General features: G+C 65.5%; 15 protein-coding genes. 8 read left to right on the top strand and 7 right to left on the bottom strand.

The features are described 5' to 3' along the window. Window positions 1-9: 9 nt before the first annotated feature. Entirely contained in the window at window positions 10-942 is a 933-nt protein-coding gene (locus QX048_RS19515; protein ID WP_315827993.1) for a LysR family transcriptional regulator, read from the bottom strand. A 103-nt stretch (window positions 943-1045) separates the two neighbouring features. Between QX048_RS19515 and QX048_RS19510 the strand changes: the two genes are divergently transcribed. Both QX048_RS19510 and QX048_RS19505 read left to right on the top strand, forming a co-directional pair. Then, window positions 1046-2017 carry an alpha/beta hydrolase gene (locus tag QX048_RS19510; protein WP_315827992.1) on the top strand — a complete coding sequence of 324 codons (972 nt, stop codon included), beginning with the start codon at window positions 1046-1048 and terminating at the stop codon, window positions 2015-2017. 26 nt (window positions 2018-2043) lie between these two features. Then, window positions 2044-2406, top strand: a complete 363-nt coding sequence (locus QX048_RS19505) for a hypothetical protein (RefSeq protein WP_315827991.1) — start codon at window positions 2044-2046, stop codon at window positions 2404-2406. An 832-nt stretch (window positions 2407-3238) separates the two neighbouring features. Here QX048_RS19505 and QX048_RS19500 read toward each other — a convergent pair. Beyond that, entirely contained in the window at window positions 3239-3913 is a 675-nt protein-coding gene (locus QX048_RS19500) for a response regulator transcription factor (RefSeq protein WP_315717903.1), read from the bottom strand. A 352-nt stretch (window positions 3914-4265) separates the two neighbouring features. Between QX048_RS19500 and QX048_RS19495 the strand changes: the two genes are divergently transcribed. After that, on the top strand, window positions 4266-5936 hold the full coding sequence (locus QX048_RS19495; RefSeq protein ID WP_315717904.1) for an MFS transporter: 1671 nt from the start codon (window positions 4266-4268) through the stop codon (window positions 5934-5936). 108 nt (window positions 5937-6044) lie between these two features. Here the strand turns inward: QX048_RS19495 and QX048_RS19490 are convergent, their stop codons facing one another. From QX048_RS19490 to QX048_RS19480, 3 genes are all read right to left on the bottom strand, one after another. Next, window positions 6045-6512 (bottom strand): secondary thiamine-phosphate synthase enzyme YjbQ, encoded by a 468-nt coding sequence (locus tag QX048_RS19490; RefSeq protein WP_315717905.1) that lies wholly within the window; start codon window positions 6510-6512, stop codon window positions 6045-6047. A 24-nt stretch (window positions 6513-6536) separates the two neighbouring features. Further along, window positions 6537-7103, bottom strand: coding sequence for a hypothetical protein (locus QX048_RS19485; protein ID WP_315828027.1), 567 nt, complete (start codon window positions 7101-7103; stop codon window positions 6537-6539). A 102-nt stretch (window positions 7104-7205) separates the two neighbouring features. Continuing rightward, the gene (locus QX048_RS19480; RefSeq protein ID WP_315827990.1) at window positions 7206-7829 is read right to left on the bottom strand and encodes a 2-hydroxychromene-2-carboxylate isomerase; all 624 of its coding nucleotides are present in this window, start codon (window positions 7827-7829) and stop codon (window positions 7206-7208) included. Between the two features lie 284 nt (window positions 7830-8113). Here QX048_RS19480 and QX048_RS19475 point away from each other — a divergent pair, with 284 nt between their 5' ends. From QX048_RS19475 to QX048_RS19455, 5 genes are all read left to right on the top strand, one after another. Further along, entirely contained in the window at window positions 8114-8491 is a 378-nt protein-coding gene (locus QX048_RS19475; protein WP_315717908.1) for an AtpZ/AtpI family protein, read from the top strand. An 87-nt stretch (window positions 8492-8578) separates the two neighbouring features. After that, window positions 8579-9322, top strand: a complete 744-nt coding sequence (locus QX048_RS19470) for a F0F1 ATP synthase subunit A (RefSeq protein WP_315735910.1) — start codon at window positions 8579-8581, stop codon at window positions 9320-9322. A gap of 40 nt (window positions 9323-9362) precedes the next feature. Continuing rightward, the gene (locus tag QX048_RS19465) at window positions 9363-9590 is read left to right on the top strand and encodes a F0F1 ATP synthase subunit C (RefSeq protein WP_006615622.1); all 228 of its coding nucleotides are present in this window, start codon (window positions 9363-9365) and stop codon (window positions 9588-9590) included. Between the two features lie 28 nt (window positions 9591-9618). Further along, window positions 9619-10194, top strand: a complete 576-nt coding sequence (locus QX048_RS19460) for a F0F1 ATP synthase subunit B' (protein ID WP_315827989.1) — start codon at window positions 9619-9621, stop codon at window positions 10192-10194. Beyond that, window positions 10194-10685, top strand: coding sequence for an ATP F0F1 synthase subunit B (locus tag QX048_RS19455; protein WP_315827988.1), 492 nt, complete (start codon window positions 10194-10196; stop codon window positions 10683-10685). The genes QX048_RS19460 and QX048_RS19455 overlap by 1 nt, the downstream gene beginning before the upstream one ends. A gap of 106 nt (window positions 10686-10791) precedes the next feature. Here the strand turns inward: QX048_RS19455 and QX048_RS19450 are convergent, their stop codons facing one another. Then, the gene (locus tag QX048_RS19450; protein WP_315717956.1) at window positions 10792-11409 is read right to left on the bottom strand and encodes a hypothetical protein; all 618 of its coding nucleotides are present in this window, start codon (window positions 11407-11409) and stop codon (window positions 10792-10794) included. 142 nt (window positions 11410-11551) lie between these two features. Then, complete coding sequence (locus QX048_RS19445; protein ID WP_315717912.1) at window positions 11552-12139, bottom strand: GNAT family protein; 588 nt, start codon at window positions 12137-12139, stop codon at window positions 11552-11554. Between the last annotated feature and the right edge of the window lie 43 nt (window positions 12140-12182).

The raw sequence follows: 12182 nt of genomic DNA, 5'->3' as shown, positions 1-12182 counted from the left end.
GCTGCCAAGTCACGACCCTCGCCGCGTTGCTGCCTTGCCGGGACTGTCCCCCATCCGCTCGACCAGATAGTCCACGAACACCCGAACACGCGCGGGCGTGTTGGCGCCGCCGACGAAGACGGCGTGAAAGACCTCCCTGTCGCCGGGATTGAACGCTTCGAGCAGCGGCACCAGCCGCCCCTCTGCGATCGCGTTGCCGAGGCTGAAATCGCCGACGCGGGCGATGCCGACGCCATCGAGCGCGAGCTGGCTGAGCGTGTCGCCGCTGTTGGCTTCGACGGCGCCGCGCACCTTCAGCGCATAGTCGACGCCATCGCGGCGGAACGGCCACACCGGCTCGGCGCGGCGAAAGCTGAAGTTCAGGCAATTGTGGTTGTAGAGGTCTTCCGGCGCCTCCGGCACGCCCCAGCGCGCCAGGTAGTCGGGCGAGGCGACGATGGTGCGGCCGTTGTCGCCGAGGCGGCGCGCGGTGAGCGCGCTGTCGGGCAGCGGACCGCCGCGAATCGCGACGTCCGCCTGCCCCGCCGCCACGTCGACGAGCCCGTCGCTCAGATTGATGTCGACCAGGATGTTCGGATAGCGCCGCACGAACTCGCCGAGCAGAGGGACGATGCAGACGCGGCCGTGCGAGAGGGCGGCGCTGACCCGGATGCGCCCGCGCGGCGCGCCCTGGTCTGCGATCGCCTGCTCGGCCTCGTCGAGGTCGGCGAGGATGCGACGGGCGGCCGCGAGATAGGACTGCCCCTCGGCGGTCAGCGTCAGCGCCCGCGTGCTTCGCAACAGCAGCCGCGCGCCAAGCCGCGCCTCGATGCGGTCGAGCGTCCGGCTCACAGCCGATGGCGTCAGCCCGAGACTGCGACCGGCGGCCGAGAAGCTGCCGCTGCCGGCGACGGCGCAGAACACTTCGAGATCCCGCGCACGGTCCGCGCTGGACAATACCATCTTTGCGTCCCGATCAAAAATCCTTGGCGTGACTACCCTCTAATACCGCGGACCTCGCTCGTCTAGCTTTGCGTGCATCAACACGGCCACTGAGGAGATCGCCATGACCCTTCCCCGCCTGCTGCAACGAACCGCCTTTGTCGCCACCGCGCTCACCGTCCTGACCAGCGCCGCCCTCGCCGACGCGACCGAGGCGCCCGGGAATTTCCCCAAGACCTTCCGCACCCAGGAGATCCCGACCAACGGCACCACGCTCCACGTCCGCGTCGGCGGCACTGGACCCGCGGTGGTGCTGCTGCACGGCTATGGCGACACCGGCGACATGTGGGTGCCGCTCGCCGCCAAGCTTTCGCAGAACCACACGGTCATCGTGCCCGACCTGCGCGGGCTCGGCCTGTCCGCCCGCGCCGACAAGGGTTTTGAGAAGGCCAACCAGGCCGAGGACATCACCGGCGTCATGGACGCGCTGGGCGCCCGCACCGCCGAGGTCGTGGCGCACGACATCGGCAACATGGTCGCCTATGCGCTGGCGGCGCGGCACGCCGACCGCGTGACCAAGCTGGTGCTGATGGATGCGCCGGTGCCGGGCATCGGCCCGTGGGAGGAGATCCTGAAGAACCCGCTGCTGTGGCACTTCCGCTTCGGCGGCCCCGACATGGAGCGCCTGGTGGAGGGGCGCGAGCGCATCTATCTCGACCGCTTCTGGAACGAGTTCTCGGCTAACCCTGCCCACTTCCCGGAGGCCGCGCGCGTCCATTACGCGCAGCTCTATGCCGGCCCGGGGCGGATGCATGCGGGCTTCAGCCAGTTCGCCGCCTTCGATCAGGACGCGATCGACAACCGCGCCTGGCTCGCGGCGCATGGCAAGCTGACGATGCCGGTGCTGGCGATCGGTGGCGCGGCGTCCTTCGGCCCGACCATGGCGGTGGTGGCACGGGCCGGCGCGTCCAACGTGCAGGAGCAGGTCATCCCCGGCTCCGGCCATTGGCTGATGGAGGAGCAGCCGGCCGCGACGGTCGCTGCGATCGACGCCTTCCTCAACGGGCAGTCCGCCGCCACGCCGCCGCGCAACTGATCCAACGCAGCAGAAGGGCGCCGATCATGTCGACCCACACATGCGATGATGCGATCGTGGCAGCCAACGCCTCGCAAAGGCGCGCGATCATCTTCATCCACGGCCTGTGGCTGAAGCCCGGCTCGTGGGATCGGTGGGTCGAGCTGTTCGACGCCGCCGGCTACGCCGGGTTGGCCGAGTATGACGAGCCGAAGGTTCGAGTTTGGGTAAAGACCTGGGGTCAGATAATCTCGGAATCCGAAGGTCGCCTAACATTTTACAAGCGACGCCTTGAGTACAAGGCCAATGACGTAGAAGCACTTCGATATCTGCGAACGGTCAATCCCAATTATCTTAGCGACGAAGTGAGGGAGAAGATTGCTACACTCGATCTCAAAGATCAGGTCTAGCCGACCGGATTGATGTACGGACCAACAAGGCGTCACTTGCTCCACAAGACTGGAAGGCCTCGGTAACAGTCCAACAAAACTCAACGTCGCAAACCTCGCGGCAGGGCGCCTTGGCACACCTGCGGAATCTTACCGTGGCTTTGGGGAGACTTGCACGGAGATGGGCCTAAGCGGAGCTTGCGCACTTTGCTCTGCGTCCCCCTAGATACAGACTTTCTTTTTTCCCGAAATCGTGCTACCCCTTGAGTCGTCCCGTGCCCGCCATGAGGGGCGCTTCGCGATCGTCACGAACGTGGGTCGCGGGATGCGGTGGGCGCGTCGGGTCGCAGCGGGCTTGGTCCTGCGGACGAACGATCCGGCGCGCACGGTCAAGCCGTGTGGTCCTGGCATCCCGGTGCTGATGCCAAGTCGGTGACGACGATGTTGCTGACGACGGGGGCAAGAACGCCGGTCCCCGGGGAGAGCTCGGAGCAGCCGTCAAAACCATCGCGCAGGGAGGGCCGGGTGTGTTCGGCCAGACCTGTGGTGACTGCCGCCTGCTTTTTTCTGCAGGCGGGCCACGGGCGCGGCCAGCGCCCGGCCTTCCCTGCGCCCTCTGTTCAAGAGGGTGGATGATCGGCAAAGCTCGGACGCGCGATGCGCCGCGAGGCCGTGAAGGTGTGTCGCGAGTGAAGCAGAAGGCGTGCGGAATGGACGCTGTCCACATACACTGCAAGACGGCATCAAGCGCCGGCCAATGGCGCCTCCGGCAGACAGCTGCGGGGTGTCGTCATTCCGGGGCGGCTCGCAGAGCCGAACCCGGAATGACGACTCATCCAGATTTTCCCGTCGCTTACTTCCCCGTCGGCGCGTCCTGCCGCCAGGCGCTGCCCGCGATCTTCGCCGCCGCAATCACCGCCTGCGTCCGGCTCTCGACACCGAGCTTCTGCAGGATGGCCGACACATGCGCCTTGATGGTCGCCTCGGAGACACCGAGCTCGTAGGCGATCTGCTTGTTGAGCAGCCCCTGCGACAGCATCATCAGCACCCGCACCTGCTGCGGGGTCAGCGTCACCAGACGGTCGCGCAGCCTGGTCATCTCCGGATCGGCGCCGGCCGCCAAGTCCGTGTCGGGCGGCACCCAGACGTCGCCGTCCATCACCTTCTTGATGGCATCGCGCAGCGTGTCGACGCCGAACCGCTTCGGGATGAAGCCGGAGGCGCCGAAATCGAGCGAGCGGCGGATCGTCGCGCCATCGTCGCTCGCCGACACGATGACGACCGGGATCGCCGGATATTGCGCGCGCAGATAGATCAGGCCCGAGAAGCCGGAGATGCCGGGCATGGTGAGGTCGAGAAGTACGAGATCGACCTCGGAATCCTTTTCCAGCAGCGCGGTGAGGTCCTCGAACGAACCGGCCTCGTCGACCACGGCCTCCGCGAGCACGCTCGCGACCGCCTGCCGCAAAGCGTTGCGGAACAGCGGGTGATCATCGGCAATGACGAGATGGGTGCTGGCAGCCGCCATGAATCCAGACTTGACCTTGCGAGACCGACGACGTGCTGCAACTGCACGCGCCCGGTTTTCCGGAAATACTCGCCCGGCCACCGGTTGCATGCAAGCGTCCAATTCCACTTGCAGGGAAGGCGGTTAATCCGAACCTTGTGCAACGCAACATCGGTAGCGCGACGGCCGCTCACCGAACTTGATCCGGCGCAATGTACCCATCTTTCCCGCGCGCCGCAGAGGGCAGAGCCGAAAGTCGTATTGGGGCGGGTTTCACTGCAATGTTACTGAAGAGCAAGGTCTCCGCGACCTGCGCCGTCCAAGTCCGGCATGCGGAGGCGAAAGCCATCATCACAACAATCATGGGGAGCGAATGCCGATGTCAACAATGGTAGCCACACAAGCGAGATCGGGAGGCATGACGAAGGACGAACGCTTCGTCATTCTGGCCTCCTCTCTCGGCACCGTCTTCGAGTGGTACGACTTCTATCTTTACGGGTCGCTGGCCTCGATCATCGGCGCGCAGTTCTTCAGCGGCTATCCGGCAGCCACCCGCGACATTTTCGCACTGCTCGCGTTCGCCGCCGGCTTCCTGGTCCGCCCGTTCGGCGCGATCGTGTTCGGCCGCATCGGCGACATCGTCGGCCGCAAATACACCTTCCTGGTCACGATCCTGATCATGGGCCTGTCGACCTTCATCGTCGGCCTGCTGCCGAACGCCGAGACCATCGGCTTCGCGGCACCGGTGATCCTGATCGGCCTGCGCCTGCTGCAGGGCCTCGCGCTCGGCGGCGAGTATGGCGGCGCCGCGACCTATGTCGCCGAGCACGCCCCGATGGGCAAGCGCGGCTACTACACCTCCTTCATCCAGACGACGGCGACGATGGGCCTGTTCCTGTCGCTGCTGGTCATCCTGTTCACCCGCACCATCATCGGCGAGGCCGACTTCGCCAAATGGGGCTGGCGCATTCCGTTCCTGGTCTCCGTGCTGCTGCTCGGCGTCTCCGTCTGGATCCGTCTGCGCCTGAACGAATCGCCCGTGTTCCAGAAGATGAAGGACGAGGGCAAGAGCTCGAAGGCGCCGCTGACGGAAGCGTTCGCGAACTGGGGCAACGCCAAGATCGTGTTGCTGGCGCTGATCGGCGCCACGATGGGCCAGGGCGTGGTCTGGTACACCGGCCAGTTCTACGCGCTGTTCTTCCTGCAATCGATCCTGAAGGTCGATGGCTACACCGCCAACCTGCTGATCGCCTGGTCGCTGCTGCTCGGCACCGGCTTCTTCATCGTGTTCGGCATGCTGTCCGACAAGATAGGCCGCAAGCCGATCATCATGGGCGGCTGCCTGATCGCGGCACTGACCTTCTTCCCGATCTTCAAGATGATCACCACCAACGCCAATCCGGCGCTGGAGAAGGCGATCGAGGCGACGAAGGTGGAAGTGGTGGCTGATCCCGCCGGCTGCGGCGATCTGTTCAACCCGGTCGGCACCCGCGTCTTCACCGCGCCTTGCGACACCGCCCGCGCCTTCCTGGCCCAGTCCTCGGTCAGGTACTCGACCGTTTATGGCCCGGCCGGCTCCGGCGTGAAGGTCACCTTCAACGGCAAGGAAGTGCCCTACACCGATGCGAAGACCAGCAACCCGGCGCTGACGGCCGCGATCGGCGAGGCCGGCTATCCGAAGGCGGGTGACGCCGGGATCGTCAAGATGGCGCATCCGTTCGACATCTTCCGTCCGCAGGTCGCTGCCATCATCGGTCTGCTGTTCATCCTGGTGATCTTCGTCACCATGGTGTACGGCCCGATCGCCGCGATGCTGGTCGAGCTGTTCCCGACCAAGATCCGCTACACCTCGATGTCGCTGCCGTATCACATCGGCAACGGCTGGTTCGGCGGCCTCCTGCCCGCAACCGCCTTCGCGATCGTGGCCTCGACCGGCGATATCTATGCCGGCCTGTGGTACCCGATCTTCTTCGCCGTGATCACTGCGGTGGTCGGCTTCCTGTTCCTGCCGGAAACCAAGGACGTCGACATCCAGGCCAATTGATCACGAGGCGAGCGGCACCCCGCTCGCATCTGCCTCCAACGACGAGCGGCCGCGGATCACTCCGCGGCCGTTCCGCATTTCAGACCCGCGGGTTTTCTCTTTATGGCCTCAGGCCGCGCCGATGAACTGCAATACCACCTCGCGCCGATGCGGACGCGCACGATGCTCGATCAGATAGAGCGCCTGCCAGGTGCCGAGCATCATGCGTCCGTCCTGCACCGGCACCTGCAGCGAGACCGCGCTCAGCATGGTCTTGACGTGTGCCGGCATGTCGTCCGGCCCCTCGGTGTCGTGCATCCAGCCGGCATCCTCCGGCGCCAGCCGCGCCAGCGCCGTGGTGAGATCGTGCAGCACGGTGGGATCGGCATTCTCCTGGATCGTCAGCGACGCCGAGGTGTGGCGAACGAACAGGGTCACCGCGCCTTCCCTGGCGGATACTTCACGCAGAAACGCCTCGACCTCGCGCGTGAGATCGGTGAAGCCGCGGCCCGAAGTCTGCGCCGTCAGGATCGACGTCGCCACCGTATCGATCGCGACGACCGAAAGTGCCGTGCGCGAGGCCGATCGTGCCGACATGGATACAGCCTCCTCGAAGCGGTCTCAGATCCTGCCCGAGACGTCCTTCTGCACCCGTGTTGCCATGTCGAGCAGCCGGCGCCAGGCCTGCTCGAGGAACCCCATCATGCGGTCCATGTCCTGGTCGCTGGGCAGCGGGATCTCGAGCTTGCGCGTTCCATCGGAGGATTTCGATTCACCCGGCTTGTCCCCCGTCCTGGGTTCGGCTTTCCTCAACTGATCGGACTTGGGCAGTGCCTGATCTTTCGGCAGCGGCTCATCAATCTTGCCGGAGATGCTCTGATCGCGCGACGCGAGCTGGCCCTTGAGCTTTTCATTCTCCGCCTGCAGACGGCCGATCTCGGCGTCCAGCGCGGCGCGCTCATCAGGCACCGCGTAACAGGCAAAGCCCGATCCACTGCTGTTGTTGCACATCGAGACCGCACCGGTCTTGGTATCGAGCCGGATCACGCCGTCCGATGTCGTCGACATCGTATAGCGTCCCTTGTCGCCGTCAGGCGCGGTGTCCTCGACCGCAAACGCCTCTCCGCCCAGGCAGCTCAACGCCAGCAGCGCGAGGAGGGACGGCCGGTACGGCTTCGTGAGACTCATGGCTGGCTCTCCCAGGCGCATTCGCAACCGCCGCCATGCACGCCGACATTGTGTCGCGGCCATGACGTTGCCTCAGGTGCGATCCCCTGCCACAGGCCGCACCTATGCTTCGGACGTATAGGCGGAGCGACCGGATTTCAACGCGTCCGCCAGCAGCTCGAGGCGGTCCTGCCCCCAGAAGATCTCGCCGTCCAGCACATAGGCCGGCGAGCCGAACACGTCGGCCGCGATCGCGTCCTGCCGGTTCTGCTCGTAGGCCGCCCCGACCACGTCCGTCGCCGCCTGCGTCACGAGATCGCGGCCCGGCAGCCCGGCTGCATCGGCCAAGCCGGCGATCACCTCGGCATCCGCAAGATTGAGCTGCTGCTCCCAGATGGCCGGGAAGGCGCGCTGCAGATAGGGCTCGGGATCCAGGCTGGCCTGCTGCGCCGCGATGACGACGCCGTCGGCGAGCCGGGCGTTGAAGGGCCAGTTGCTCGGCTGGATGTGGAAATCGAGACCGCGCTTGTCGCGCCACCGCTTCAGCTCGACGATGCGATAGCGCTGCCGCGCCGGATGGCGCTTGGCCAGCGGAAGCCCGCCGGTCTCGGCGAACAGATCCACCAGCATGACCGGTTTGAGGTTGACGGTCGCGCCGTGGCTCGCGGCGATGTCGCGGGACAGCCGGTGGCCGATATAGGCCCATGGCGACTGCAGCGAGAAATAGTAATCGATCTGGCGCGACATGCGGGTTCCCGTGCCGGTTGGAGGTCAGCGACATCGGATCAGAGGGCACTGACAGGTGCAAGATCGCAGCCGCACACAACACTGTTGATGCGGCGCGGTGACACGCGCGACCGATCTGACGAAAAAGCCGAGAAAACGTGTAAATTCAGGCATCTAACAGTTCAACACGCAATCTTGACTTGGGGGGATGCGGTCAGTATGGTCCGCCCGGCTTTAAAGGGCGATGGGGCGCTAATTCCTGAAACTCGCGGCCGGGTCGGGTCTCCACACGTGGCGGATGGCACATGGCGGATGACACGAACGAGAGCAGCGGACACAAGGATCGCGACAAGTCGCCCGATGAGGTTGCGCTTTCCGCAAGGCTCGGAAGTCTCGACCAACGGTTGTCCGAAATTCGCGACGGCCGCTCGATCGGGACTGATCAACCTGGAATCGGCAGCGGTGACACTGCAGCCAGGGCTTCGGCCATGGCGCGTGGCCTGCGACTGTCGTCCGAGTTGATTGCCGGTGTCCTCGTCGGCGCGGTGCTTGGATGGGGCTTCGACCGCTTGCTGTCGACATCGCCCTTCGGATTCATCGTGTTTTTCCTGCTCGGCTTCGCCGCCGGCGTGTTGAACGTGGTGAGATCCGCAGGCATAGCTCCCGACAGGCCCCGCCAGTGAGGCATGCGCGGAAGACCTCGGCGCGGAAGACCAACGAGTGAATTGCAAAGCGCCGGCGTGGCCGGTGAACAATGAGACGCCACGCGGATGATCGATCCGATCCATCAATTCCACCTCAACAAGATCTTCACGATCGGCCATATCGGCAATCAGGAGATCACCTTCACCAACTCGTCCGCGTACATGCTGCTCGCGGTCGTGCTGATCGCCGTCATGATGATGGCCGCCGGGCGCGCGCTCGTGCCGGGCCGGTTCCAGTCGGTGGTCGAGCTGTCCTACGAATTCGTCGCCAACACCATCAGAACCAGCGCCGGCTCGCACGGCATGACGTTCTTCCCGCTGGTGTTCTCGCTGTTCATGTTCATCTTCGTCTCGAACATCGTCGGCATCATCCCCTACACCTTCACCGTCTCCAGCCACATCATCGTCACCTTCTCGCTGGCGCTCTTGGTGTTCCTGACGGTCATCATCTACGGCTTCTACAAGAACGGCCTGAAGTTCTTTAAGCTGTTCGTGCCGTCCGGCATCCCCGCGGTGATCCTGCCGCTGGTGGTCGTGATCGAAATCATCTCTTTCTTCTCCCGCCCGATCTCGCACAGCGTCCGTCTGTTCGCCAACATGCTGGCCGGCCACGTCACCCTGAAGGTGTTCGCGAGCTTCGTGACCATGCTCGGCGCGCTCGGCTTCGTCGGCAAGGTCGGCGCGCTGCTGCCGCTCGGCCTCACGGTCGCGCTGACCGGCCTCGAGCTGATGGTCGCGTTCCTCCAGGCCTACGTCTTCACGATCCTCACCTGCATCTATCTCAACGATGCTATCCATCCGGGCCACTGATCCGGCCCTCTCTACCAAACCCCTCAAAGGAGTTCGTTTCATGGATCCGGTTGCAGCGAAGTACATTGGCGCGGGCATTGCCTGCATCGGCATGGGTGGCGCGGGTGCCGGCATCGGCATCATCTTCGGCAACTACCTGTCGGCCGCTCTGCGCAATCCGTCGGCCGCTCAGGGCCAGTTCGGCAACCTGATTTTCGGCTTCGCGGTGACCGAAGCGCTCGGCATCTTCTCGCTGCTGATCGCCCTGCTCCTGCTGTACGCCGTCTAAGACGGCCTGAGCCGGACAGGAGAAGCCCGTGGCTGAAAGTCATGGCGAGGCCAAGGGCGGCGAGGCCAAGGGCACCGCAAGCGCCCATACTGAGGCCGATGGCGGGCATGGTTTCCCTCCCTTCCAGAAGGAAACCTTTCCCTCCCAGATCGTCTCCCTGGTGATCGCCTTCGTGGCGCTGTACGTGATCGTTTCGCGTGTGGCGCTGCCGAAGGTCGGGGCCGTCATCGACACCCGCCAGAAGTCGATCGACGGCGATCTGGCTGAAGCGCAGCGGCTGAAGGATGAATCCGAAGCCGCGATGAAGGCGTATGAGAGCGAGCTGGCGACGGCTCGTGCCCGTGCCCAGGCGATCGGAGCGGAGACCCGCGAGAAGCTCGCGGCTTCTTCGGACGCCGAGCGCAAGGCGCTGGAAGACAGCCTCGCGGCCAAGCTCGCGGCGGCTGAGAAGTCCATCGCCACCACGCGCACGACCGCAATGAGCAATGTCCGCGGCATCGCCGCAGACGCAGCCAGCGCGATCGTGAAGCAGCTCACCGGCAAGGCCCCCGCGGCCAAGACGGTCGAGGCTGCGGTCGATGCATCGTTGAAGGGAACAGCCTGATGCATTTGCTCGCTGATCCGGAAACCTGGGTTGCGATTGCCTTCGTGATCCTGATGGGCCTGTTCGCCTATCTCGGTGTCCATCGCACGGTCCTGAAGGCGCTCGACAATCGCTCCGAGCGCATCAGATCCGAGCTGGCGGAGGCCAAGCGGCTCAAGGAAGAGGCGGCCAAAGTGCTCGCCGATTACAAGACCCGCCGCGCCAGCGCCGAACGCGAGGCCGAGGAGATCGTCACCAGCGCGAAGGCGGAAGCCGAGCGCATTGCGGCGGAGGCCAAGGCCAAGATGGAAGACTTCGTCACCCGTCGCACCAAGGCCGCCGAGGGCAAGATCGCCCTCGCCGAGGCCCAGGCTCTCGCCGACGTCAGGTCCGCTGCGGCGGAGGCCGCCGTCCAGGCCGCCGCGACCGTGCTGTCGCAGTCGGTCAAGGGCGCTCTTGGCGAAGACCTCGTCGCCAAAGGCATCGCGGAAGTCGGCCGCAAGCTGAACTGAGCGGCAGTCCATCTCATCCATCAACCTCAAAAGGCCGGTGCGATCCCATCGCACCGGCCTTTTGCTGTTCACGCTCTCCGGCGACCGCCTCGCGCCACGGCAATCGTCACCGCCGCTTCTTGCCGTGCGGCCGCTCCGGGGTCAGCGCCTGCGGGTCGAAGCCGATATAGAAGACGTAATTGTCGGCATTGGCGCCGGGCGGCGGCACCGGATAGACCATGTCCTCGGCGACGATCGTGAACGGCACGCTGCCGTCCTCGGTCATCTGCACCGTGGTGCGATACGACTTGGTCGCGATCACCTTCTCGCCGATGCCGCCCTGGACCACGGCGATGCGCATCGGAATGTCGACGCTCGCCGGCGCGCCCGCGGGGCCGGCAACGATGCGGCCCTGGATGCCGATCTTGGCGGTGATTTCGGCCCCGTTGAGACTGCATTCGCGCGCGGTCTTGGTGATCGACGCCTGGAACCGGACGTCGTTGCCAACGGCCTGCTTGCCGGGCGCGGCCACGGCGTAGGTCGAGGCGCCGGCGCGAATGCTGACCGGCGGACAGGTCAGGCCCTCGGTCGGATCGACCGGCGGTCCGCCGCTGGCGGGCAGGTTCTCCTGCCCCTTGTTGTCGGAGCCGCCGCCGAACAGGCTCTTGAAGCGGTCGGTCAGCGATTGGGCGGCTGCCGGCGGCGCCGCGCCGGCGGCTCCCAAGGCCAGCAGCACGGCTGCCAACGTTCCAGCCCTGATCACGCTCGTCTCTCGCATCGTCTGATATCCCCGGCAACTCGGTCGCCCAGCCCAGGCGTCTATACCCATTTCAGAGGCCGGAACCAGCCCCGATCGGCCACTCCCGCGGCGATCCCGATCACGATTGCTACCCCCGGAAATCCTCGTGCAACAGGCCGTAGAGGTAATGGTCCTGCCAGACCCCGTTGATGCAGAGGTAGCGACGCGCCAGGCCCTCGCGGGTGAAGCCGCATTTCTCCAGCACGCGAATCGACGGCGTATTGGTCGGGATGCAGGCCGCCTCGACCCGGTGCAGATTGAGCTCGCCGAACAAGGTCGGCAGCAGCAGCCGCAGCGCCGCCGTCATGTAGCCATGATGCGCGAACGGCTGCCCCATCCAGTAGCCGATGGTGCCGGCCTGAACGATGCCGCGGCGGACATTGGCGAGCGTGATGCCGCCGAGCATGGCGCCATCCTGCTCGCGGAAGACGATGAACGGATAGGAGCGGTCGGCCGAGATGTCCTCGGCATAGCGGCGCAGCCGGCGGCGGAAGCCGGAGCGCGTCAGGTCATCGGATGGCCAGATCGGCTCCCAGGGCGTGAGATAGTCGCGGCTGATCTCGCGCAGCCGCGCCCACTGCGCATAATCGGCCATCTGCGGCGCGCGCAACAGCAGGCCCTGGCCGCGCGGAGCCAGCGCTGCCGGTCCGTTGGATGGCAAGCGAAACAGGGCCATCTGTGATGCTCCCCCTGCTCTTTCCGGGTCGAAGCCTGCTCCG

The sequence above is a fragment of the Bradyrhizobium sp. SZCCHNS30572 genome (genome assembly GCF_032484415.1).
Taxonomy (GTDB): domain Bacteria; phylum Pseudomonadota; class Alphaproteobacteria; order Rhizobiales; family Xanthobacteraceae; genus Bradyrhizobium.
This window is presented reverse-complemented; position numbering and strand designations above follow the sequence as displayed.

Excerpts from the sequence above, each read along its gene's own strand:
- QX048_RS19455 (WP_315827988.1), top strand. The coding sequence starts at position 10,194 with ATGCATTTGCTCGCTGATCCGGAAACCTGGGTTGCGATTGCCTTCGTG.
- QX048_RS19445 (WP_315717912.1), bottom strand. The coding sequence starts at position 12,139 with ATGGCCCTGTTTCGCTTGCCATCCAACGGACCGGCAGCGCTGGCTCCG.
- QX048_RS19505 (WP_315827991.1), top strand. The coding sequence starts at position 2,044 with ATGTCGACCCACACATGCGATGATGCGATCGTGGCAGCCAACGCCTCG.
- QX048_RS19515 (WP_315827993.1), bottom strand. The coding sequence starts at position 942 with ATGGTATTGTCCAGCGCGGACCGTGCGCGGGATCTCGAAGTGTTCTGC.
- QX048_RS19480 (WP_315827990.1), bottom strand. The coding sequence starts at position 7,829 with ATGTCGCGCCAGATCGATTACTATTTCTCGCTGCAGTCGCCATGGGCC.
- QX048_RS19470 (WP_315735910.1), top strand. The coding sequence starts at position 8,579 with ATGATCGATCCGATCCATCAATTCCACCTCAACAAGATCTTCACGATC.
- QX048_RS19495 (WP_315717904.1), top strand. The coding sequence starts at position 4,266 with ATGCCGATGTCAACAATGGTAGCCACACAAGCGAGATCGGGAGGCATG.
- QX048_RS19500 (WP_315717903.1), bottom strand. The coding sequence starts at position 3,913 with ATGGCGGCTGCCAGCACCCATCTCGTCATTGCCGATGATCACCCGCTG.
- QX048_RS19490 (WP_315717905.1), bottom strand. The coding sequence starts at position 6,512 with ATGTCGGCACGATCGGCCTCGCGCACGGCACTTTCGGTCGTCGCGATC.
- QX048_RS19510 (WP_315827992.1), top strand. The coding sequence starts at position 1,046 with ATGACCCTTCCCCGCCTGCTGCAACGAACCGCCTTTGTCGCCACCGCG.
- QX048_RS19465 (WP_006615622.1), top strand. The coding sequence starts at position 9,363 with ATGGATCCGGTTGCAGCGAAGTACATTGGCGCGGGCATTGCCTGCATC.
- QX048_RS19485 (WP_315828027.1), bottom strand. The coding sequence starts at position 7,103 with ATGAGTCTCACGAAGCCGTACCGGCCGTCCCTCCTCGCGCTGCTGGCG.
- QX048_RS19475 (WP_315717908.1), top strand. The coding sequence starts at position 8,114 with ATGGCGGATGACACGAACGAGAGCAGCGGACACAAGGATCGCGACAAG.